Annotated in this window: 13 protein-coding genes; 4 read left to right on the plus strand and 9 right to left on the minus strand. The window is 74.1% G+C overall.

What is annotated here, in order from left to right; all coding sequences use genetic code 11:
- Positions 1–6 precede the first annotated feature (6 nt).
- From ACH4XV_RS10220 to ACH4XV_RS10255, 8 genes are all read right to left on the minus strand, one after another.
- On the minus strand, positions 7–894 hold the full coding sequence (locus ACH4XV_RS10220; RefSeq protein WP_395788228.1) for a hypothetical protein: 888 nt from the start codon (positions 892–894) through the stop codon (positions 7–9).
- Complete coding sequence (locus ACH4XV_RS10225; RefSeq protein ID WP_395788230.1) at positions 891–2786, minus strand: methyltransferase domain-containing protein; 1896 nt, start codon at positions 2784–2786, stop codon at positions 891–893. The genes ACH4XV_RS10220 and ACH4XV_RS10225 overlap by 4 nt, the downstream gene beginning before the upstream one ends.
- Positions 2780–3943 carry a glycosyltransferase gene (locus ACH4XV_RS10230; protein WP_395788232.1) on the minus strand — a complete coding sequence of 388 codons (1164 nt, stop codon included), beginning with the start codon at positions 3941–3943 and terminating at the stop codon, positions 2780–2782. The genes ACH4XV_RS10225 and ACH4XV_RS10230 overlap by 7 nt, the downstream gene beginning before the upstream one ends.
- A complete protein-coding gene (locus ACH4XV_RS10235) occupies positions 3940–4785 on the minus strand; it encodes an alpha/beta fold hydrolase (protein WP_395788234.1) in 846 nt (281 codons plus the stop codon). The genes ACH4XV_RS10230 and ACH4XV_RS10235 overlap by 4 nt, the downstream gene beginning before the upstream one ends.
- A complete protein-coding gene (locus ACH4XV_RS10240) occupies positions 4782–5096 on the minus strand; it encodes an acyl carrier protein (protein WP_395788236.1) in 315 nt (104 codons plus the stop codon). The genes ACH4XV_RS10235 and ACH4XV_RS10240 overlap by 4 nt, the downstream gene beginning before the upstream one ends.
- Complete coding sequence (locus ACH4XV_RS10245; protein ID WP_395788674.1) at positions 5093–7657, minus strand: acyltransferase domain-containing protein; 2565 nt, start codon at positions 7655–7657, stop codon at positions 5093–5095. Before ACH4XV_RS10245 ends, ACH4XV_RS10240 begins: the two co-directional genes overlap by 4 nt.
- 71 nt (positions 7658–7728) lie before the next feature.
- Complete coding sequence (locus tag ACH4XV_RS10250) at positions 7729–9594, minus strand: beta-ketoacyl synthase N-terminal-like domain-containing protein (RefSeq protein ID WP_395788238.1); 1866 nt, start codon at positions 9592–9594, stop codon at positions 7729–7731.
- Positions 9591–16508 carry an SDR family NAD(P)-dependent oxidoreductase gene (locus ACH4XV_RS10255; RefSeq protein ID WP_395788240.1) on the minus strand — a complete coding sequence of 2306 codons (6918 nt, stop codon included), beginning with the start codon at positions 16506–16508 and terminating at the stop codon, positions 9591–9593. Before ACH4XV_RS10255 ends, ACH4XV_RS10250 begins: the two co-directional genes overlap by 4 nt.
- Positions 16509–17078: 570 nt before the next feature.
- Here ACH4XV_RS10255 and ACH4XV_RS10260 point away from each other — a divergent pair.
- Positions 17079–18029, plus strand: coding sequence for a LysR family transcriptional regulator (locus ACH4XV_RS10260; protein WP_395788242.1), 951 nt, complete (start codon positions 17079–17081; stop codon positions 18027–18029).
- On the opposite strand, the gene ACH4XV_RS10265 is transcribed toward ACH4XV_RS10260, so the two are convergent.
- Positions 17980–19767: a glycoside hydrolase family 35 protein gene (locus ACH4XV_RS10265; protein WP_395788244.1), complete on the minus strand. Its 1788-nt coding sequence runs from the start codon at positions 19765–19767 to the stop codon at positions 17980–17982. The two genes, ACH4XV_RS10260 and ACH4XV_RS10265, sit on opposite strands and share 50 nt — an antisense overlap.
- A gap of 343 nt (positions 19768–20110) precedes the next feature.
- Between ACH4XV_RS10265 and ACH4XV_RS10270 the strand changes: the two genes are divergently transcribed.
- The 3 genes from ACH4XV_RS10270 to ACH4XV_RS10280 all read left to right on the plus strand — a co-directional run bounded on the left by ACH4XV_RS10270 (position 20111) and on the right by ACH4XV_RS10280 (position 23437).
- Entirely contained in the window at positions 20111–21475 is a 1365-nt protein-coding gene (locus ACH4XV_RS10270) for an ABC transporter substrate-binding protein (RefSeq protein ID WP_395788246.1), read from the plus strand.
- A 184-nt stretch (positions 21476–21659) separates the two neighbouring features.
- Positions 21660–22526 (plus strand): carbohydrate ABC transporter permease, encoded by an 867-nt coding sequence (locus tag ACH4XV_RS10275; protein WP_395788676.1) that lies wholly within the window; start codon positions 21660–21662, stop codon positions 22524–22526.
- Positions 22523–23437 (plus strand): carbohydrate ABC transporter permease, encoded by a 915-nt coding sequence (locus tag ACH4XV_RS10280; protein ID WP_395788248.1) that lies wholly within the window; start codon positions 22523–22525, stop codon positions 23435–23437. The genes ACH4XV_RS10275 and ACH4XV_RS10280 overlap by 4 nt, the downstream gene beginning before the upstream one ends.
- Positions 23438–23442: the final 5 nt, after the last annotated feature.

A 23442-nucleotide genomic window follows, 5' to 3' on the forward strand; every position in this document is an offset into this window, starting at 1 on the left:
GTCGGGCTACGCGACCCGGGTGCAGGGGGATCCGAGTGCGGCGCTGAGAACGCGCGGGCCCGGTTCGCCGGCGCGGGTGTAGGTGTGCACCAGCGCGCGGCGGACGGCCGCGAGCGCGGCGCCCGGTACCACCGCGATCGTGGGGCCGCCCGCGCCCGGCAGCGGGCGGGCCTCGATCGCGCCGGCGGCCAGGGCGTTGCGGGCGGGCTCGGCGGTCGACCCCACGATCGGCCCGCCGGCCGCGCCACCCGCCCGCCTCGGCACCGCCAGGACGAAGCGCAGGCCGAGCCCATCCGGGTCGAACGGCACGTGGCTGGGCGCGCCGCTGTCCTCGCCGAACACCATCACGTGGCCGAGCCTGGCGAACAGCGCCACCGCACCCAACGGCGGATCGGCGAGCCGGACGCGGGACCGATGGCCGTTGCCCGGCTCCGGGTCGTGGAACGCCGCCTCGATCAGCGCGGCCGTACAGGCCAGCGGTACGGCCGCGGACAGCCCGGTGCACTCCGGCAGGTCGGTGTGTACCAGCAGATCGAGCCCACCCGCGCCGGTGGTGCCCGCGAGCACCGGGCGGGCCCATTCCGGGACCGGGCCGATGTCGCCCCTCGGATGCACCTCGACGCCCTCGTCCGGCCGGTCGATCGAGCCGAGCCGCAACCTCCCGTCGGCGCGCGGCGCGGCGGCGACCACCACCCGCCAGGACAGCGCCACGGCGGTGCCCGGCCCGGCCCGCGAGCCGGTCCGGCGCAGCACGTACGGCGCGGACCAGACCCCGGCCGGCGGTCGGCCGAACGCCTGCGTGAAGGCGAACGGCACCAGGCGCAACACGGGCGCCGCACCGCGAGCGGTGGGCAGCGCCGCCGCCGTCGGCGGGCCGCTGTGCGGGCGGGTCATCCCGGATCCTTTCGGGCGAGGAGACGGTAGGCGTTGCTCATGCCGTGTTCGCCCGCCACGCGGGCGAGCAGCGCGCCGACGGCGTCGAGGAGTACGGCCACGACGAAGCACGGCACGGACAGCGCGACCAGCGCGGCGCGGCGGGCCCGGCGCAGCGGGGTCGGGCCGCCGGGGACCCACGGCATCGCCGGGTTGGGCCCGAGCGCGGTGAGGGCCTGGGAGACCGCGCCGGTGAAGTCGTTGCCCTGGTGCGCCCGGCCGTGTTCGCGCGCGAGCACGGTGAACCCCCGGGCGTGGAGCGCGGCTTCGAGGTTGCGCCAGGGCATCAGGTGCTGGTGCTGGGGCTGGAAGAGCGGCAACCACAGGCCGCGCAGCAACTGCCCGTACCGGCATTGCGGGTCGGGCAGTTCGATCAGCAGTCGGCCGCCCGGCACCAGGACCTTGGCGGCGGCGTCGAGTTCGGCCAGCGGATCGCGGGTGTGCTCCAGGTAGTGGTGCATACCGACCGCGTCGTAGCCGCCGGCCAAGTCGTCGGCCAACTCCGGGAACTGGCCGCGATACCCGGTCCGGATCCAGCCGCGCCGCTCGGCCTCGGCGACCCCGTCGCCCATGTCGAGGCCGTCGAAGACGGTGTCCGGGAGCACGGTGCGGCCGACCACGCACATGTGCCCGTGGCCGGTGCCCACGTCCAGCCAGGCGCGCGGGCCGGAGTCCTCCGGCGTGTGTCGGCGCAGCAGTTCGGCACGGGCGCGGTAGGTCCGCGACATGGTGCCGAACAGCGCCTCGGCGCCCGCGCCGCCGAGACCGTCGTAGAAGTCGCGGTAGTAGTAGTCGAGTCCGGCGAGGGACAGGCGCGGGTTCTGGAAGACGTGGGTGCAGTCCCGGCACCGTTCGAGGGTGAAGCGGCCCGGTTTGCCCTGGAGGTGGTCGCGGACCCGACGGTGCACGGCGAGCCGGTCCGAGCCGCACCACGGACAGGTGTCGCGCCGGTCCTCGAAGAAGGCGTCGAGGCCGTCGGCGACGCTGTGCTCGTACGCCGGGCGCAGCGCCGCCGGATCCGGCGCCGGCCGCTTGGCCGCAGCGGTCGGACGGGGCCCGGCGATCGTGCGCAGCCAGCGCGGCACGGCCAGGAACGGACGCAGCGCGCCGGCCCGGCCCAGGTCGCGCGGGCGCACCGGCGAGCGGCCGGCGACCACCGCGAAGGGCTGCGTCCACATGGCCAGGAAGACCACCACACCCCAGAACGGGCTGGTCACACACGCACCGGCGTACGCGGCGGCCTCACCCAGGTTGCCGATCAGGGTCGGCCACACCGGCACCCCGTTCGCCCGCAGCCGACGTTTGCGCAGCGCGGGGTCGGGCCGCGTCGCGGAGAACCCGGGCGCGACCGCGTGCCCGGTGCCGAGCGCGGCGAACGGCTTGAGGCGGGCGATGAGTTCGATCAGGGCCGGGCTGTCGAGGTCGGCCAGGTCATCGGCCGGCACGGTGGCCCGGCGCAGCACGTCCTCGTGCACGAGCAGCGCGTGGCCCGCGCCCCGGCCACGGGCGAGTGGGTCGCGGTGGATGCGATCCGGGTCCAACCGAGCGAGAAGGGTGAGTAGTTCGTCGCTGGGCAGGTCACCGGGAACCAGATCGAGCAGGAGCAGGTCGTGTCGCTCGGCGTGGGCGACCGCCGCGTGGATGGTGGCCTCGTCCGGGTGGACACCGGTCGCGGATACGCAGATCCAGGGACCGGTCTGCCGGTCCTCCGTCGACGCGAAGGCAAGTGTGGGCAACCCGGGCAGTATCGGCAACGCGCGCAGCCGCCGGCGCAGCGTGCGCGTGCCGCCGGCCAGGCCGAGCCCGATCAGCAGGGCGAGCCACGGGAACGGTCCGTCCACGGGATTCAGCACAGCTTCTCCAGACGTTCGGCGGCGGCGTCGGCGCCGCCGGCCGCGGCGAACGAGGCACGGATTCGGGCGGCGCCCGCACGCAGTTCGGGGCGATCCAGCGCGTCGGTGACGGCCAAGCGCAACTCGGGTACGTGCGCGCGCCCGAAGCGCACCCGGACGCCGGCGCCGGCCGCCACCACCTGGCGCGCCACGATCGGCTGGTCGTCCCGGATCGGAGCGAGTACCAGCGGCAGGCCGAACGCCAGCGCCTCGCATACCGTGTTGTGACCGCCGTGCGTGACCACCGCGTCCAGGTGCGGGAGCAGGGCCAGTTGCGGGACGAACTCGCGGACCAGGACATGCTCGGCGGGCGCCCCGGCCAGCCGCTCCGGCGCGGCCAGGATCAGTTGGAGTCGATCGGCGAGCGGGCGGGTGGCGGCCACCACGGCCGGATAGAACCGGTCGCCGGCGTCGCGGTTGAGCGTGCCGAGCGAGATCAGGACGTGCCGGCGTTCCGGATCGAGCCGGTCCCACGGGAAGTCCACCGTCGCCGGCCGGCGGCCGAACGCGGGGCCCACGTAGCAGTGGTGCGCCGGGACCGGATCGGTCAGGCCGACCAGTTCCGGCGTGGAGAAGACCAGGACCAGCCGGGGCGAGAAGCGCGGATCGCAGTCGCCGGGTACGCCGGCCGCCACCGCCGCCTCGGCGATCCGGGTCCGCACCCAGTCGTCGATCTTCGGAAAGCCCACCAGCGGCCGGGTGAACTCGGCCGACGTGGTCGCCGAAGTGGCCCATGGGACACCGGCTTTCACGGCGACGAAGGCGCCGGCGAAGGTCTGCTGGTCGGCCACGACCACATCCGGTCGGTAGCCGGCCACGGCCGCCGCGACGCCGGGCAGCATGGTGTGCGCGAGCGGGACCAGGGTCTCCTCGACCAGGAAGCGCAACGCGCCCACCCCGCGCAGCCGTTGCCACCTCGCGTGCAGTCGGGCATACCCGCCGGGGGCGCCGGGGGAGTCGGCGGTGGCGAACAACCGCGCGCCCAGCGGCAGCAGGTCCAGGATCTCCGGCGGCCCGCACCACACCGCCTCGTGCCCACGCTCGGCGAGTGCGGCGGCGACCGCGACGGTGGGGTTGACGTGGCCGGCGAACGGCGGCACCACGAACATGAATCTCATCGGCCGACCCCGGGCCGCACCGACACCGGCTCGTGCCGGGGCAACCAGTCGAGCAGCGCGGCCAGTACGGGCGCGGTGGCCTCACGCAGCACGGTGTGCGCGACGCCGGGCAGCACGGTGAGCGTGCAGTGCGCAAGCACCTCGGCCAACCGCCGGGCAGGTGGCGCCAGTTCGGACAACTCGCCGTACAGCGCTAGCACCGGGCAGGTCACCGAGGCGAGTTCGACCTCGGTCGGGGCGCGCAGCAGGGTGACGTCCTCGATCAGGGTCGTGCCGTTCAGGAGCGCGTCGGCGCCGGCCCGCAGTCGGGCCGCCTTACGCGCCGGCCCCACGGGCAGCCGCTCCGGGCCGGGATGGGCCGCCAGGCCGAGCGCGGCCAGGTTGAGCGTGTTGGCCATCTCCTCCACCCAGCCGCCCGCGTACGGTTCGGCGTCGGCCGGGACGTCCAGGCACTGGCCCTCGATCAGCACCAGGCTCGCCACCAGGTCGGGCCTGGACCGTGCGACGTGCAGCGCGATCAGGCCGCCGAAGCTGTTGCCGACAAGGTGTACCGGGGTCGGTACGTCGCACGCGTCGAGCAGCGCGGCCAGATCGGCGACCGCGCTGTCCGGGTCGTATCCGCTGCGGGGCCGTTCGGTGCGGCCGTGTCCGCGCTGGTCGTAGAGCACGACGTCGGCGCCCGCGCGGGCGACCGGCGCGGCGAGCGTGTAGTAGAAGCTGGAGAGGTTGTCCAATACCAGACCGTGCAGGAAGACCACCGGCGTGCGCAGTGCGGGTCGGTCGGCAGGTGGGGACAATCGCTGGACGTGGAAGCGCAGGCCGTTCGCGTGCACCTCGCTCATCGACCGGCACCACCGACGGCCTCGGTGCGGGTGCAGGCCGCGATGTGCTCGACCAGTCGACCGACCGTCATCGCCATGATCTCCTCGATCTCCAGGTCGGCGAGGAAGGCGATGAAGTCGACCCGGTCGCCGTAGCGCTCCTGGAGCCGGCCGGCGAGCGCGACGAACTCGATGCTTTCCAGGGCCAGATCGTCGTCGAAGCCGCTGTCCGGGGTGATCTCGGCGGCGATCAGCAGTTCCTCGCCGACGATCTCGGCGAGCATCCCGGCCACCTCGGCCAGGATCCGGTCGGCGTGCGGGTCCGCGCTCATCGGGTGCTCCCATGTGAGGTGGTGGGGATTCCTGGTTGCCGGGCGCTCGTCCACGCGACCACGTACTGGTCGATCCGGGCGCCGTTGGAGTCGGTGATGTCCCGGGTGTGGACGAGGAGTTCGCGGCCGTCGGCGTCGGCGGGGCGGACGGACGACTCGGTCTCGTGCGGGCCGACGGGCCGGGCCGAGATCACCACGTGCGGTGGGTGGTCGGTGCCGGCGGCCCGGTCGGCCGCTTCCCTGGCACAGCAAAGGCGCAGCGCCCACAGCCCGCGCTGCTCGCGGTCGGATCCCACGAGCGCGGCCGGCAGGTCGTGTGTGTCGGGGGCCGAAGGTGGGCCTTCGGGATCGAGGCGGCCGACGGCGATGCCGAGCGGTCCCGGGCCCGCGACGGCCACCCCCAGGCGGTGGTCGTGCGCGATGGCGACGTGCAGCGGGGTCGGGGCGAGGGCATCGGGCTCGGCGACCACATGCGCGAGCGGGCGGCCGGGGTCGGCGGTGTCGATCCGGACCTGGGCCGGGTACAGGGGGCCGTGCCCGTGCGCCCACAGGTGGTGCCGGGCCGCGTCCTTGGCCGCGACCCGTCGGAGCAGCCACCCTTGGCGGTCCCGGGGTGCCTGGGCGGCGAACTCGGCCCGCTCGGCGGTGTCCAGGTAGCGGCGGGTCACCAGGTCCTGCGCGGCGGGGTCGGGCCACCGCGTGCGCAGCAGACACCAGCCCTCCGGCTGCGGCTCGGCGATGCCGGTGGTGTGCGGGGTGAACTTCATCGGCCACACCCGCTCGTCGGCGGCGAACCGGCGATAGACCCAGTCGCGCACCCGGATCCGAACCGCGCCCGTGCCCGGGTCGGCCAACTCGACGTCGCCGCGCACCGTGGTGGGCCCGATCTCCCGGATTCGGGCGGTGGCCAACAGCCGCGCGCCCGGCCCGGGTTCCGGTCCGTACCGGTCGATCGCCGCCACCGACATGGGAAACACCAGGCGGTCCGTGGTCAACCGCAACTGCATCCAGTGGCCCAGCAGTTGCCCGGCCGCGTCGAGGAGCGCCCCGGGCGCGGGCAGCGCGCGCAGCATGCCGCGGATGCCGTCGTCGGCGACGGTCAACACCTGCTCGACCCCGGCGAATCCGGGTCCGTGGAACATCCAGCGGTCCCCGTACAGATCCGGCGCGCGCACCGGCGCGGGGCCCTCGCCGGTCAGCGGTGTGCGGTCGGGGGCCGGTGCCAAGTGGGCGGCGGCCTCGTCCGCGAGCAGCACCTCGGCGGACATGTAACGGCCGAACGCGATCCGGATCCGGTCCGGGTCCATGGTGGTGCGGACCAGTTCGGTGTCGGTCGGCGGGGCCACCGGCAACCAGCGCAGGGAGCGTACGTCCCGATACCCGACGACCACCCGACCCGGCCCGGCCGCGCTCAGCGCCTCGTCGCCGGCCAGCCGGACCAGCGTGGTCATCGGCACCACCGGGAACCGATCCGCCGGGTCCGGCCACCACTCGGGCTGCTCGTAGACGCAGTGGTCGCGGACGTAGGGGTGGTCGACGAGCGAGAAGCGGTACGCCCGACGCGAGTCGGTGTCGGGCGGTGGCGCGAGCAACCCCGGCGCCTCGGCTTCGCCGGTGAATCCCGCTGTCATGGCGGCCTCGGCCACCGTGCGCTCGGCCTCGGCGAGCGTCGCGTGGAACGCCGCCAGCACCGGATGCGTGGAGGTGGCGGGCGGGCGGGACGTACCGGTCAGCCGCAGCGATCCGGCGGCCGGTCCCAACGAGACCACGGGGGAGCCGAGGTCGAGCCGGACGATCGGCCCGGCGGCCGGTCGTGCGGCGGCGAAGTCGATGATGGCCCCGGACTCCGGCTCGGTCGCGGGCAGGCCCGTTCGTGCCGGCCCCTGGGGATCGATCGCCGCGCCCTCGACCCACAACGCCGCCAGCGCTCGGCGGAAGCCCGCCAGGCCAGGGCGCAGCGTGGAGTGCGCTGCCACGGCCAGCGCGTCGCAGCCGCGCAGGCAGTCGTGCACGAAGCCGACCAGGCTGCCGGCGCCGGGCTGGACGAACACCCGTACACCGCCCGCGTACAGCTCCTCGATCAGCTCCCGGAACCGCACCGGTTCGAGGAGATGACGCACGGTCAGTCCGCGAACCGAGGCGGCATCCGCCGGATACGGCGCGATGGAGGTCGCCGACCACACCGGCAGGCGCGGGGTACACAGCGGCAGTTGCTCGAACGCGTCGGCCACCTGCCCCAGGTAGGGCGCCCACATCGGGGTGTGGAAGCCGGACCGGAACGGCAGCTCGCCGCCCATCACACCCTCCCGGCGCAGCCGACCCAGCACCTCGGTGACGGCATCGGCCGGTCCGCAAATCACGCTCTGATTGGGGCAGTTGTCGTGCGAGACCACCACCGGTTCGGCGCCCACGTGCCGTTCGGCGACCGCGACGCCGCAGCCCACCGCCGCATAGGCCAGGTCCGGGACGTCCAGCGAGTCCGGGCGCAGCGACGCGAGGAAGCCGTCCACCGCCGTGCGCGGGTACATCCCGGCCACCACCATCGCGGTCCACTCGCCCATGCTGTGCCCGGCCAGCAGATCCGGTACCAGACCCGCCCGTTCCAGCTCGGCGGCCAGGAACCGGCCTGCGGTCAGCGCGTCCACCGCCCGGCCGACGAGGTCCTCGGCGCCGGTGGTCTCGGGCCGGGGCCGGCCGCACGCATCGGCCAGATCGTCCAGGCGCGGCGATATCTCCGGCTCCAGACCGGGGAACAGGAACGCGACCCGCCCCGGATTCGCCGCGTGCGGCCCGAGCAGCGGACGCGGGGAGAACCGATCTCGGCCCGGCCGCGCCACGGCAACCCGCGCTCCACGGCACGCGCGGCCAGCGCCAGCCGCTTCGGCGTCGGATCGGCGACCGCGAGCCGACAGGGGCCGGCCGGCCCGCCCGACCCGCTCGCGTCCGCCCGATCGGCGAGCAGCCGGAGCAACTCGGGCACCGAATCGGCGGCCAGCGTGAGCACATCGGGCAACTCGCCCGCGCCCACCGACCGCCCGCCCCCGGTCGGCAGCGCCACCGGCCGCCCCGCCGGGGGCTGTTCCAGCACCGCGTGCGCGTTCACCCCGCCGAAGCCGAATGCGTCGACCGCCGCCAGCCGCCCGCCCGCCGGGTTGACCGGCCACGCCTCGGCCCGACCCTGCGGGCGCATCCGGGTGCCGGCGAAGCCCGGATGCGGGTCGTCGACATGCAGGGTCGGCGGCAACGTGCGGTGATGCAGGGCGAGTGCCGCCTTGAGCAGACCGGCCATCCCCGACGCCTGCATCGTGTGGCCGATGTTGGACTTGATCGTGCCGAGCGCGACATCCGCCGGCCCGTTGCCCACGCGCGGCCCGAACACCTCGCCCAGTGTGACGAGTTCCGCCTCGTCCCCGACGGGGGTCCCGGTCCCGTGCGCCTCGACCAGACCGAGCAGGCCCGGTTCCGTCGGATCCAACCCGGCGGCCCGCCAAGCCTGTTCCAGCGCTCGGACCTGCCCTTCCACCAGCGGACTCAGCAGACTCGCGGCCCGGCCGTCACTCGACACGCCGACGCCGCGCACCACCGCGTACACCCGGTCGCCGTCGCGTTCGGCGTCGGCGAAACGCTTGAGCAGCACCGCGCCGGTGCCCTCGGCGATCAGCGTGCCGTCCGCCGCCCGGTCGAACGGCCGGATGTGCTCGCTCGCGCTGAGCGCCCGCAACTGGGTGAACACGCTCCACAACGTGGCGATGTGGCAGTGGTGCGCGGCGCCCGCGATCACCGCGTCGCAACGCCCGGACCGCAACTCGGCGGCGGCCTGGTCCAGGGCGAGCAGCGAGGTCGCGCAGGCCGCGTCCAGCGTGTAGGCGGGCCCGCCCAGGTCGAGCCGGTTGGCGATCCGGGACGCGGTGAAGCTCGGCACCAGGCCGATCGACGCCTCGGGTTGCTCCGGGCCGAGCGACGCCTGGAACGCCTCCCGGATCGCGGCCACTCGGTCCCGATCCAGCTCCGGCGCCAACTCGACCAGAAGGGAGGCCAGTTGGTGCGCCGTGCGCACCCTCTGATCGAGCCGGGCGGTGGCCACGCCCATGTAGCCGCCACGCCCGAAGACCACGCCGACCCGGGACCGGTCCGGCAGTCGGGCCTCGCCACCCGCGTCGGCGATCGCCTCGGCGGCGGCACGCAGGGCCAGCAACTGGTCCGGTTCGGCGCCGGCGACCACGGCGGGCATGATCCCGAAGCGCACCGGATCGAACGTGGCCAGGTCGTCCACGAAACCGCCGCGCCGGCAGTAGAACCGGTCGCCGCGAGCGGGCTCGCCGGCCGTGCCCGGCGCGTAGTGCAGCGCCGGATCCCACCGATGCGGCGGCACGTCGGTGATCGCGTCCACCCCCGACTCGACCAGCCGCCACAACGCGTCGGGCCCGGCCGCGCCCGGGAAGATCGCACCGATCCCGACGATCGCCGCATCGTCCGGACGCGGGCCGCGCGCGCTCATCCGGCCACCGACCCGTCGGCCGGCAGGCAGACGTACACGGCCTGCGGGTCCGTACCGGCGGCCAGTTCGTCCAGCAGCGCCCGCACGCCGTGCTCCGGATCGATCAACGGCACGCCGCGCCGGGCGTATTCGCGGGCCAACTCCGCCGTCACCATGCCGCCGCCGGTCGCCGCCCACGGACCCCAGTCGATCGTCACCACGCGCCGGGCCACCGGCGCGAGGGTGTCGTCGGACCCGGCCGACCAGTGCCACGCGAGGGTGGCCAGGGCGTCGTTGGCCGCCGCGTAGTCGGTCTGGCCCCGGTTGCCGTACACCCCGGCCACGCTGCCGAACATGGCCAGGAACGCCGGCGGCGCCAGGGTCGGGCGCAGGGCGCGCAGCGCCGCGACCAGGGCCCGGGCCCCGGCCACCTTCGTGGCGAACACCCGTCGGCACGACTCCGCGCTCTTGTCCGCCAACAGCCGATCGGCCAGCACCCCCGCGCCGTGCACGATGCCGTCCAGCCGGCCGTGCCGCTCGGCGATGCCGGTCAGGACCCGGCGGACCGCGTCCGCGTCGGTGACGTCGGCCGCGTGCAGCCGTACCGAGGCGGCGTGCTCGGCCGCCTCGGCCAGCGTGGCCCGCACCTCGCGGCGGTGCAGGATCCGGGTCGACTCGGTCTCGATCAGGGCCGGTTCGCGCATTCCGCCCGCGATCAACGCGGCCCGCAGCGCGGGCGCGTCCAGCGCGGCGGCGAGCGCTTGCGGCTCCGGCTCGTCGTCGAGGCCGGTGCGACCGAGGAGTTCGATGTGGCACCCCGTGGCCCGGGCCAGGCCGATCGCGGCCCGGGCGGTGATGCCACGCGCGCCGCCGGTCAGCAGCACCACCGAGGCCGGGCCGATGCGCTCGCGCAGCAGGGCGTCCCGGTCGGCGGGCGGCAGGTCCGGGAGCGGCGCCGGCCGAGGGCGCAGGGTCACCCGGTGTTCGCCGGCCAGGCCGCGCAGGACCGGCGCGCCGGGCTCGGGCCGATCGGGGGTGCGGCCCAGTTCGACGAGGAGCCGGTGGGCGAGCCGGGCGGGTTCGGTCTTGGCGTCCAGGTCCAGCACCCGGACCACCCGATCGGGATACTCCAGCGCGGCGGCCCGGGCGAACCCGGCCAACCCCGCCCCCGGCACCGGATCCGGTCCCGCGGCCTCCGGACCCCGGCCGAACCGACCACCGCCGGCGGTGACCAGGAATACCTGCCGCACGCCGGCCACGAGCGCGTCGCGCAGCAGCGCGAAGGCGTCGGGGAACACCGGGTCGGGACCGTCGGCGAGCGCGCCGAGGTGTACGAGCGTGTCCACCTCCGTCCAGCCCGGATCCGCACCCGCCTCGACCCCATCCCGCGCCCGCGACTCCACCACGACCCCGTGCGCGGCCAGTACATCGGCCAGCGCCCAGGCGACGCCGCCCCCGTCCTCGACCAGCACCACGCGACGGCCACGCAACCGCCCTTCGGGGGACGGGCTTTCCGAATCCCCGGGTGCTGCGGCGGGCGGCTCTTCGATCGGCACACACTCGACGACAAGCCGGGTGGGCCGGCCGGCGAGGGGTGCGGCGGGCTCGTCCACCGCCGGCTCGATCGGCACCGCCCGTTCGTTCCCAGCGGTCCCCGCCTCCAGCACCCCGGCCACGATCGCGTCGATCGTCTTGACCCTGGCCAGCCGCTCGATCACCTCCGCGTCGACCGGCTCGGCGTCGGCCGTGCCCGCGACGCCCGTGTCGCCGGCAAGGCGTAACCGCAGCGCCAGTTCGCCGATGATCTCGGTGCGTTTGATCGAGTCGACGGACAGGTCCGCCTCCAGGTCCAGGGCCGGATCGAGCATGTCCTTCGGATAGCCGGTCCGGGTGCCCACGATGTCGAGGACCACGTCCAACACCTGCGCGCGGGTGAGCGGCCCGACCGGTGCGGGCGGTGTGTCCGGTTCCACCCGGACCGGAGCCGGCTCCACCCGCACGGGAGTCGGCTCCGGTACGAGCACGATCGGCGGCGACTCGGGAACCCCGCCCGGTACGCCCAGGTAGCCGAGCAGCACCTCACGCTGTGCGGCGACTGCGGCCCGCGCGCCGGCCAGGTATTCGAGCACCACCGCGTCCCGCGCCGAGCGCTCCGGCACACCCGACTCGGCCACCGGCCCGGTCGGCAGCGGGGCCACCGGGGTCGCCGGGCGCAGCCCACCCGCCACCGGCCGGCCGTCGGCGGTCCGCACCAGATGGCCGTCCACCGTCCAGGCCGGTCGCGGGCCGGGCTCGACGTCCTCCGGCCGCACCCGCCCGGCCAGCCCGCCCGCGACCCGCACCGGCACGCCGGCGACGGCGAGTTCGGCGAGCGCGGTGAGCAGTCGGCGCAGGCCGTCCTCGCCGGGGACGTCGCAGGCCACCGCAGTGTGCGGCCGGTCGCCGAGGATGCCTCCGACCATCCCGGTCAGCGCCCGGCCCGGTCCCGCCTCGACGAAGATCCGCGCCCCCGCCGCGTACATCGCCTCGATCTGCTCGGCGAACCGCACCGGCTCGGCCACCTGACGGGCCATCAGCGCCCGGATGTCGGCGGGCGCGTCCGGGTAGCGCGCCGCGGTGCCGTTGGACCACACCGGGACCCTGGGCGGACGTACGTCCAGGTCCGCGACGGCGACCGCGAGGGTGTCGGCCGCCGCCGCGACCACGGGACTGTGGAACGCACACGCCACCGGCAGCCGCCGGGCCGACAGGCCCGCCTCGGCCAGTGCGGCGATCGCCGAGGTCAGGGCCGCCTCCGGGCCGGACACCACGGTCTGGGTCGGCGTATTGCGGTTCGCGAGCACCACGCCGTCGATCCCGGCCAGCACCTCGGCCACCCGGTCCGCGCCGGCCGTGACCGCCGCCATCGCGCCGGGTTCCGCGCCGGCGGCGGCCAGCACCGCCGCCGCGCGCACCTCGCCGAGCCGGCCCAGGTCCCCGGTGGCCAGCACGCCCGCCGACCACAGCGCGGCCACCTCGCCGTAGCTGTGCCCCGCGACCTGGTCCGGCAACACCCCGAACCGGTCGAGCAGCCGGGTCAGCGCGACCGCCGCCACCCCGAGCGCGGGCTGCGCCCGGCGGGTATCGGTGAGCCGCGCCGCCTGCGCGGCCCGCTCCTCCGCGTCGAACGCCGCCGCCGGAAACATGGCCCGCACACACTCGGGATCGATGTCCCGCAGCCCGTCGCACAGTTCGGGAAACCGGGCAAACAGATCGGCAAGCATCCCCGGCCGCTGACTCCCCTGCCCGGGATACAAAAACGCCACCTGCCCACCCGCCCCGGCCTCCGCCCCCACCTCCGCGTCCTTCCGGTGGAAGATCTCGCCCGCAGCGTCGGCCGCCCCCGCCCGGGCCAGGGTCAGCTTCACCCGCAGATCCGCGTGATCAGCCGCAACGAAAGCGATCCACACCGGGATCTCGGCACCCGACCCGGCACCCGACCCGGGCTCGACCACTTCATCCGCGATCGCCGCCAACCCCCGCAACGGCAGGTCCTCGCCCGCATCCAGCCGCGCCGCCAGCCGATCGAGCGCCGCGAGCGCCGCCGCCCGATCCGCGCCGCGAAAGCAGAACAGCTCGACCGGCCAGGCGGCATCGGCGCCACCGGGTCCGCTCACCCCGCCAGGCTCCGCACCGGCCAACACAGCGTGGAAGTTGGTGCCCCCGAAGCCGAACGCACTCACCCCCGCGATGCGTTCGCCCACCGGCGCCGTCCACGGGCGGGCCCGGTTGTCGAACACGAACGGCCCCGCGTCCGGCGGTCGGCGCAGATGCAGCGTCGGCGGATGCACCCCGAAGTGCACCGCGAGCGCCGCCTTGGCCAACCCGGCCAGCCCCGCCGCACACTTCGTGTGGCCGATCTGCGACTTCACCGAGCCCACCGCGCAGGCACCGGGAGCGGCCCCATGCGCCGTGAACACCTCGGTGAGGGTGTCCAGTTCGGCCCGGTCGCCGACCACCGTCCCGGTGCCGTGCGCCTCGACCAGGCCGACCCGCGCCGGCGACACGCCCGCCGCCCGGTAGGCACGCTCCAGCGCCCGCCGCTGGCCCTCGGGGCGCGGCGCGGTCAACCCCAGCGAGCGGCCGTCGCTGGACCCGCCGACGCCCTTGACCACCGCGTAGATCCGGTCGCCGTCCCGTTCGGCGTCCGCGAGCCGCTTGAGCAGCACGCACACCGCGCCCTCGCCCAGCGCGATCCCGTCCGCGTCCGCGTCGAACGTCGCGCACCGCCCGGTCGGCGACAACGCCCGCACCGAGGAGAACATCAGGTAGTCGTTGATCCCGTTGTGGGTGTCCACCCCGCCGCACAGGACCAGATCGCTGGACCCGGTGTTCAGTTCCTTGCAGGCCAGGTCGAGCGCGGCCAGCGAGGCCGCGCACGCGGCGTCCACGGTGAAGTTGACCCCGCCCAGATCGAGCCGGTTGGCGATCCGGCCGGCGATCACATTGGCCAGCACGCCGGGGAAGGAGTCCTCGGTGGGGGCGGGCAGTTGCCGATCCAGATCGGCCGGCAGCGCGCCGAAGTACCCTGGGAACAAGGCCCGGAACCCGTACGCGCCGGCCAGGTCGGTACCCGCCTCGGCGCCGAAGATCACCGAGGTCCGCTCCCGGGCGAAGGCCCGCCCGGGGCCGTAGCCGGCATCGGCCAGCGCCCCCGACGCCACGTGCAGCGCCAGCAGCTGGGCCGGTTCGATCGCGGCGAGCGAGGCGGGCGGGATGCCGTAACCGGTCGCGTCGAAGCCGATCGCGGGTACGAACCCGCCCCACTTGGACGGCGTCCGCCCGGCCGGCACCGCTCCCGGCGCCGCGCCGCGGACCGAGCCGCGCACGGTCGCGCCCGGTTCGGTGCTCGGCGCGAAGTACCGCTCGGTGTCCCAGCGTTCGCGCGGAACCTCGGTCACCGCGTCCACGCCGGCCAGGATGTTGCGCCAATAGCTCGCCAGGTCCGGCGCACCGGGAAGCACACAGGCCATGCCCACGATCGCCACGTCCTGCGGCCGGGGCGGGGCCGGTCGGTTCGCCCCGCCCACCTCGCGCGCTCGGCGGGCCAGCCACGCGGCCGACCCGGTGGTGACCTCGCGATGCAGCGCGGCGACGTCGGTCGGCGCGGACCGCAACACCGCGGCCTGGCCCAGCATGAACATGCCCTCCCGGCGCTGCGCGTCCGGGTCCACCGCGACCAGCCCGTCCGCCTCCCGGCGCAGCCCCTTGCCGGCGATCCGCAACCGGCCCAGGTTCAGCCGCTCCAACTCGGCCCACACCTCGCGAGCCGGCACCCCGCGCGACTCCAGATCGCGCCGACGGGCCTCGAACGCGGCCACGAACGGAGTGTGGGCACAGCGCGTGGCATGCCCCGGCGCGGTCTGGACCAACGCGGTCGCCGCACACTCGACCGCTGCGGCCTGGAACCCCGGCACGATCGCCCCGCCCGCCACCGCCTCGCGGGTGAACAGGTACGCGGTGCCCATCAGCACACCGACCGAGGCCCCGCGCTCGACCAGCGGCGCCGTCGCCGCGGCCACCATCGCCGCCGAACGCGCGTCGTGGATCCCGCCCGCGAACAGCAGGTCCAGCCCGGCCGCGCCGCCGTGCCGCTCGGCGAACGCGAGCAGCGTGTCCACCTGCGCCTCCCACAGTGGGAAACTGGCGCGCGGCCCGACGTGCCCGCCGCATTCGGTGCCCTCGAAGACGAATCGCCGGGCGCCCTCGCGCAGGAACTGGCCCAGCAGCCCGGGGGAGGGCGCGTGCAGGTAGGTGCGGATCCCGGCGGCCTCCAACGGCGCGGCGCGATCCGGCCGACCACCCGCGATCAGCGCATACGGCGGGCGGGCGGCGAGCACCGCGGCCACCTGCTCCTCGCGCAACTCCGGCGGCGCGAAGCCCAACAGGCCCGCACCCCACGGCAGATCGCCGAGCAGCGCACCGGTCTCGGCGAGCAGTGCGCGCACCTCGGGGCCGCGCAGCAGGGACAGCGCCAGAAAGGGCAATCCGCCCGCCCGGGCCACCTCGTGGGCGAAGGCGGCCCGATCGCTCACCCGCGTCATCGGCCCCTGTACCGGCCGCAGCCGCGCACCGTGCCGGGCGGCCGAGGCCACGTGGTCCACGATCGCCTCGCGCACCGCGCACACCACCCGACCGGCGGTGCCGTGCCGATCCGCGAGCCGGGCGGCCGACCCGCCGTCCTGCCCGACCGGCAACAGCTCGCGGTGCAGTCCGCCCGCGCCCAGCGCGAGGCCGAGATCGCCGGCCGCAGCCGATGCGAGGCGGTCGATCGGCAGATCCGGTCGGCGATAGACCCGATGCCCCCGAATCACGACCGTCTCGCTGCCGTCCATCGCCCGAACCGCCGCCGCCACATCGGCCGGCAGCGTGCTCTCCGCGACCAGGGCCAGCTGGGTGTCGAGCAGCACCCCGGCGGCGCCGCCGGCGACCGCCGCGGCGGCGGTGTGCGGCCCGATCCCGCCGGCCGCCCACACCGGCACCGTCACCCGCGCGTCCGCGAGCAACTGCTGAAGCAGCACGAAGGTGGTCAACTCGCCGCATCGGCCGCCGCTTTCGGCGCCTCGCGCGATCACCCCCGCCGCGCCGCCGGCCACCGCCGCGTGCGCCTGCTCGGCGCACGTGACTTCGACCAGGACCCGCCGTCCGGGACCGGCGTCGGCGATCGACCACGGCGCTTCGGGCGCGAGCAGCACCGTGTCCACCTGCTCGGGCAGCTCCCGCGGCCCGAGCGGACAACCCACCGGGACCCGTACGCCGAAGCCCGCAAGCTCGCCCGCACGGGCCAACTCGGCCAGCGCCGGCTCGCGTTCCCGGCCGAGGTCGAGCACCGCGAGCGCGCCGGCCCGATGTGCGGCGATCACGAGTCGGGCGTCTGGGCGCCCCAGAGGGCTCACCGCGAGAACCTGATCGCGACGCGGGGACGTCGACGTCATGGGCAAGTGCCTCCATCCGGGAAACCTGCGAGGAACCGGTCGGTGCGGGCGGCAGGAGCGCGAACGTAAGGGGCGAGCATGGCGAATTGCCCCGGCGACGCCCGAGTCGGGGCGTCCGTGGCGGTGGGAAAACGTGCATGTCGTGACGGAAAGACCGGGTAACCGTGAAAAGCGGTACGGAATCGAAGAATCGGCCGCAGTCGAACCACCGCGCCGTATCGTCGGTTTCGGACATCCAGGAGTCAACGACGCATCGGCCGGCGCCCCTCCGCTCGCGCACACCCCCACGAACGCCCGTCGAACCCCACCGCACCCGGGCGACACCGGGGCGATATCCGGCCGACGCGCGGCGCCCCGGCCCACCGGACCGACCACGATCCCGGTTCCGGAACGGCGACGACTCTTGCCCGTACGGCATGCACCCATGCCCTACCGATCCGGCGCGAGCGGCCCGACGACGCGGCAACGTACGCGAATTGCCCGTTTCGAACCCCTGCCGGTGCGGGCGGCGTGACCGTTAGGGTGCGGCGCGTGACCCTCCAGCAGCTGCGCTACCTCGTCGCCGTCGCGAACTTCGGCACCATGACCGCGGCCGCGGAAGCCCTCTACGTCGCCCAGTCCGCGCTGTCCCGCGCCCTGAAGGCGCTCGAACACGAGCTGGGCGCCGAGCTGTTCGTCCGCGAAGGGCGCACGGTGGGCCTGACCGCCGAGGGCTCCAGGGTCGTCCGGCTCGCCCGCACGGTGCTCGACACGGTCACCGCGATCGAGGACATCGGCCGACCGCTCGGCGCGGCGTCCGAGCCGACCCTGACCGTGGCCACCACGTCCACCCTGGCGATCGGCCATGTCGCCCGCCTGGTCGCGGCGTTCGCCGCCGAGCACCCCGAGGCGCCGATCGAGGTGACCCGGCACGACGGGCGCGAGGCGGTGCTCGCGGCGGTCCGCGCGGGTACCGCCGCGATCGGGGTGGCCGACACCCCCGGCCCCGGCGACCTGCGCACCTATCGGCTGGCCGAGACCGAGGTGGTGCTGGTGTCGCCGCCGGACACCCGGCTGCCCGACCCGATGCCGTGGAGCGCGCTGCACGGCCTGCCGATGGTGTTGCCCGAGCGCGGCAGCGAGCGGCGCTCGCAGTTCGAGGCGATGTTCGCCGAGATGGGCGTGCGTCCGCTCGCCCGCTGCGAGCACAACGACCGGGTCAACTGGGTCGCGGGCGTACTCAACGGCGAGGGCTCGCTGCTGTGGTACCGGGACGTGGCCGAGGACGTCTTCGGCGACTCGGCCTCGATCCGCTCGCTCGACCCGCCTCTGCGGCGCGGCATCATGCTGGTCTGCCGCGAGGACTCCCGGGAGCGCTCGGCCCGGCTGTTCGTCGACCTGGCCCGCCGCGGCGGGGTCGGCGAACCGGACGCGGACCCAGGGGCCCGTCCGGCTACAGGACCGGCGCCGCCGCGGGCTCGCCCAGGTCGGGAGTGTCCGTGAAGGTCACGTGCGCCCCGCCGGGACCGTGCAGCTCCAGCACGGTCACCGTGTTCTCCCCCTCCCGCAACACCGGCGCCGGCACATAGAGCGTGCGCTGCGGCCCCGCCGACCAGTAGCGGCCGAGCAGGAAGCCGTTGATCCACACCAGGCCCTTGGTCCAGCCGTCGAGCCGGACGAACGTGTCGCCGACCGTCGCCACGTCGAACGTGCCGCTACGCACCACCGGAACACCCGCCGGGATCGGCCCCGAGGCGTCCGGCAACACCGGTTCCCCCGACGCGTCCAGCGGCAGCGGATACATCTGCCAGCCGAACAGGCGCTGCCGCTCCCACCGCACACCGTCGGTGATGCCCTTGCGGTCGTGCAGGCCCGGCCCGTAGTTGATCCGGCCGCAGTTCTCCACCAGCAGATCCAGCCGCGCGCCGCCGGCGGGCACGGACAACTCGCACGACGCGGTGCGCCCCTCGCTGCGATCGAGCACCGCGACCGGCACCCCGTCCAGGAACACCTGGGCGCGGTCGGCCAATCCGTCCACGAACAGCGGCGCACTCTCGCGCGGGCCGCTGACCCAGGTGCGGTAAAGGGTGAACCCGTACGCCTGGTCCAACTCCTCCATGGTCAGCGTGTTCGGCGAGTACACCGGTGCGGACAGGTCCTCGACGTGCGCGAGCAGCGGCGCGGCCGACGGCAGCGCCACCTCGCCGAGCTTCACGCGCGCCGGCAGCGCCGGCGGCGGCTCGTCGGGCAAGGGCGCGTAGCGGCCGATCACCTCGCGGAACGCCCAATACTTCTTGGTTAGTTCGCCCGCCTCGCCGATCGGCGCGTCGTAGTCGTAGCTGGTGATCGTCGGCTGGTAGACGCCCTCGTGCTCGTTGGCGCCGTTCATCAGCCCGAAGTTGGTGCCGCCGTGCGCCATGTACAGGTTCACCGACCCGCCGGCCGCGAGCATGTCGTCCAGCACGCCCGCCGCGTCCGCCGCGTCCCGCACGTGGTGCGGGTCGCGCCAGTGGTCGAACCAGCCGTTCCAGAACTCCATGCACACCGGCGGCCCGTCCGGCGACCAGCGGCGCAGCGCCGCGAAGGACTCGTCGGCGCGCGAGCCGAAGTTCACCGTCGGCAACACCCCGGCCACCGTGCCGCCCTGGAGCATCGGCTCGGTCGGCCCGTCGGAGGTGAACAGCAGCCCGCTCGCGCCGCGCCGGCGCATCCCGTCGACCAGGTGCCGCAGATAGGCCACGTCGTTGCCGTAGCTGCCGTACTCGTTCTCCACCTGGAGGGCGATCACCGGCCCGCCGTGCTCCGCGAGCAGCGGTTCGACCAGCGGCATCACCGCGTCCAGCCAGCGGTCCACCGCGGCCAGATACGGCGGGTGGGAGCAGCGCAGCCGCATCCCCGGGTCCTTGAGCAGCCAGGCGGGCAGGCCGCCGAACTCCCACTCGGCGCAGATGTACGGGCCGGGCCGCACGATCGCCTTCAGCCCCTGGCGCTCGGCCGCGCGCAGGAACGCGACCAGGTCCTTGCCGCCGGTGAAGTCGAAGGTGCCCGGGGTCGGCTCGTGCAGGTTCCAGGCGACGTACGTCTCGACCGTGTTCAGGCCCAGGCCGCGCAGCCGGGCCAGTCGGTCGTCCCACTGCGCGGGGTGGACGCGGAAGTAGTGCAGGGCACCGGCGAGCAGACGAAACGGCCTGCCGTCGAGGGTGAAGCCGTCTCGACTCGGGACGAGGCTGGGGGTGGTCAAGACGCTCCTCGGTGCAGATGCGGTGTAGACGCGGTGCGGTGGGTCCGGATCATCGTGCACGAGGCACCCGGCCCGGACATGCACTCTTCTCGACGGCGTCGTGGACTTTTCCGGACCCCTCGCCCCACGCCTGCGGTGCTCCGACCTGGATGAATACTCTCTGGTTCACCCACCTTGCCATTCGGTGACCACGCACTTGGACTTTTCTTGCGGATCACCTCGACAAAAGCACGATCCGCGCGGCAACCCGTTGACGCCTTGTCGGGCAGGGCACATGATCGGCGGCCAGACAGCCTCCACCGGCTCTCCACACCACCCCATTCCCCGAAGGGACGGCCACCCCATGTGGGCCAGCACCCGCCCGCGCAGAGGCCGCCAGACGGCCCGCCGCGCAGCCGTCGCGGTCACCGTCGCGGCGCTCACCGCGCTCACCGCCTGCGGTTCGGACTCCGGCGACAACAAGGACGGCGCCGACCAGGCGGCCCAGGGCGACAAGGCGTCCGGCGGCACCGCACAGCTCGACTTCTGGGGCTGGAACCCGGCCTATGAGAAGGCCGTGAGCGCGTTCAACGCGTCCCACCCCGACATCCGGGTCAGCTACAACAAGGTCGAGCCCGGCTCCAAGGGCGGCTACGCCAAGATGCTCGCCGCGGTGAAGGCGAACAACGCGCCGTGCCTGGCACAGATGGGCTACGAGACGCTGCCCAGCTTCCTGGTCGAGGGCGCGCTCCAGGACGTGGACAAGGAGGCCTCGGCGGTCAAGGCCAAGTACTCCGCCGGCGCCTGGTCGCAGATGAGCGTCGCGGGCAAGACCTACGGCATCCCGGTGGACACCGGCCCGGTCGCGATGTTCTACCGCACCGACGTCTTCGCCAAGCACAACCTGACCCCGCCCAAGACCTGGGACGAGTTCGCCCGCCAGGCCGACACGCTGCACACGGCCGACCCGTCGGTGGCCTACTCGGCGTTCGGCGGCAACGACCCGTGGTGGTACGCGGGCATGGCCTGGCAGAACGGCGGCAGCTGGTTCAAGCCCGAAGGCGAGACCTGGAAGGTCTCGATGACCGAACCGGGCACGCAGAAGGTCACCCAGTACTGGCAGCAACTGCTCGACAAGAAGGCCGTCTCCTCGGACCCGACCTTCACCCCCGACTGGTACAAGCGGTTCGGCGACGGCAGCGTCGCCAGCTACGTCGGCCCGGTCTGGTTCACCGCGCTGTTGGAGGAGAACGCCAAGGACGCCGCGGGCAAGTGGGCCGTCGCGCCGATGCCGCAGTGGGACGCCGGCGGCAAGGCCACCGGCAACATCGGCGGCTCCGGCACCGCCGTGCTCAAGGGCTGCAAGAACACCAAGGCCGCGATCGCCTTCGCCGACTGGATGAGCAGCGACCCCGCGAGCCTGACCACGCTGGTCAAGGACGCGGGCATCTACCCGGCCGCGACCGCCGGGGCGACGCTGGACGCGATGCAGCAGCCGTCCGCCTACTTCGGCAACGCGAAGATCTACGACATCTTCAAGGACTCCGCCGCGCAGGCCCCGACCGGCTGGCAGTGGGGCCCCACGATGACCCAGGTCTCCGCCGACCTGACCGACCGGGTCGGCAAGGCCGGCGCCGGCAACGGCAAGCTCGCCGACGCGCTGACCGGCGTACAGGGCACCACGATCAAGGCCATCCAGGACAAGGGCCTGAAGGCCGCCGCGGGCTGACCCGGCGACACCACCCCGACGCCGGGGCCGTCCGACCGCGCCCCGCCGCCGCGCGTCACCTCGCGCGGCGGCGGGCCGCCGTCGGCCCCATCCGCCGCATCCACATCCACTCGTCCCATCCACCGGGAGCCCGCCCTTGAGCGCACCGATCCCGCGGCGCAAGCGCCGGCGGTCCGCGCCCCTGATGTTCCTCACCCCGTTCGGCGTGCTGTTCGCGGCGATGTACGCCGTCCCCGTCGGCTACGCGATCGTGGAGAGCCTGCACAAGATGCGGCGCTCCGGCCTGGGGCTGACCCCGCCCAAGCGGGTGTACGCGGGGTTCGAGAACTACACCAAGGCGCTGCACGACGACGCGCTGTGGCACGGCGTGGGCCGGGTGCTGCTGTTCGGCGCGATCCAGGTGCCGGTGATGCTCGGCCTCGCCCTGGTGCTCGCGCTGCTCCTGGACGCCAAGTCGGCGCGCCTGAAGGGCTTCTTCCGCACCGCCTACTTCCTGCCCTACGCCATCCCCGGCGTGGTCGCCACCATCCTGTGGGCGTTCCTGTACATGCCGCGCTCCAGCCCGGTGGTGAGCATGCTGGACGCCGTCGGCCTGCCGTCCGACTTCCTCGGCGAGGACGCGGTCCTGTGGTCGATCGCCAACGTGGTCACCTGGACCTGGACCGGCTACAACATGCTGGTCATCTACTCCGCGCTCCAGGCCATCCCCCAGGAGCTGTACGAGGCCGCCGAGTTGGACGGGTGCGGCCCGTGGCGCACCGCGTGGCGGATCAAGGTGCCGCTGGTCGCCCCGGCGATCGCGCTGACCACCGTGTTCTCCGTGATCGGCACGCTCCAGCTCTACACCGAACCGCGCGTCTTGCGCCCGCTGACCTCGTCGCTGGACGCCGACTACACGCCGATCATGTCCGCCTACCACAAGGCCGTGGAGAACAACGACTACGGCCAGGGCGCCGCGGTCTCGGTGCTGCTCGCGCTGGGCACGTGCGTGTTGTCCTTCGCCGTGCTCAAGATCTCCGCCCGGCTCACGAACGGCAGGTCCTCGCTGTGACGACACTGACCGACAAGCCCGCGAGCCCGGTCCGCGCACCCGTCGCGCACCCCGCGCCGAAGCCGGCCAAGGGCCGCACCGCGCCGATGCGTTCGCAGGTGCTGACCACATCGTTCCTGTTCCTGGTGGCGACCTACTTCCTGATGCCGGTGTGGTGGCTGCTGGTCTCCTCGACCAAGTCCTCCAGCGACCTGTTCGGCAGCAACGGCTTCTGGTTCGCCGACTGGAACCTGGGCGAGAACCTGCGCCAGTTGTTCGACCAGGACGGCGGCATCTTCCTGCGCTGGGTGCTCAACTCGGTGCTGTACGCGGTCGGCGGCGGCCTGGTCGCCACCTTCCTGGCCGCGATGGCCGGCTACGGGCTGGCCAAGTACGACTTCCGGGGCAGGGGCACGATCTTCTCGGTCATCCTGGGCGCGGTGCTGATCCCCACCCCGATGCTCGCGCTGCCGATCTACCTGATGCTCTCCAAGGTGCACCTGGTCGACACGATCTGGGCGGTGCTGCTGCCCGCCGCGGTCAGCCCGTTCGGCGTCTTCCTGGCCAAGACCTACGCCGAGGCGTCGGTGCCCGACGAACTGATCGAGGCGGCCCGCCTGGACGGCGCGAGCGAGTTCCGGATCTTCTGCACCATCGGGCTGCGGATCATGTCGCCCGCGCTGGTCACGATCTTCCTGTTCCAACTGGTCGCCGTCTGGAACAACTTCTTCCTGCCGCTGATCACCCTCAACAACCAGCACCTGTGGCCGGTCACCCTCGGCCTGAACGCCTGGAACAGCGACCCCAACCAGCCGCACGCCAACCTCGTCGTGGTCGGCGCGCTGGTGTCGGTGTTGCCCCTGGTCGCCGCGTTCTGGTCGCTCCAGCGGTTCTGGCGCACCGACCTGGTCGCGGGCGGGGTCAAGGCGTGAGGAAC

The organism is Embleya sp. NPDC020630, assembly GCF_044334985.1.
Taxonomy (GTDB): Bacteria; Actinomycetota; Actinomycetes; order Streptomycetales; family Streptomycetaceae; genus Embleya.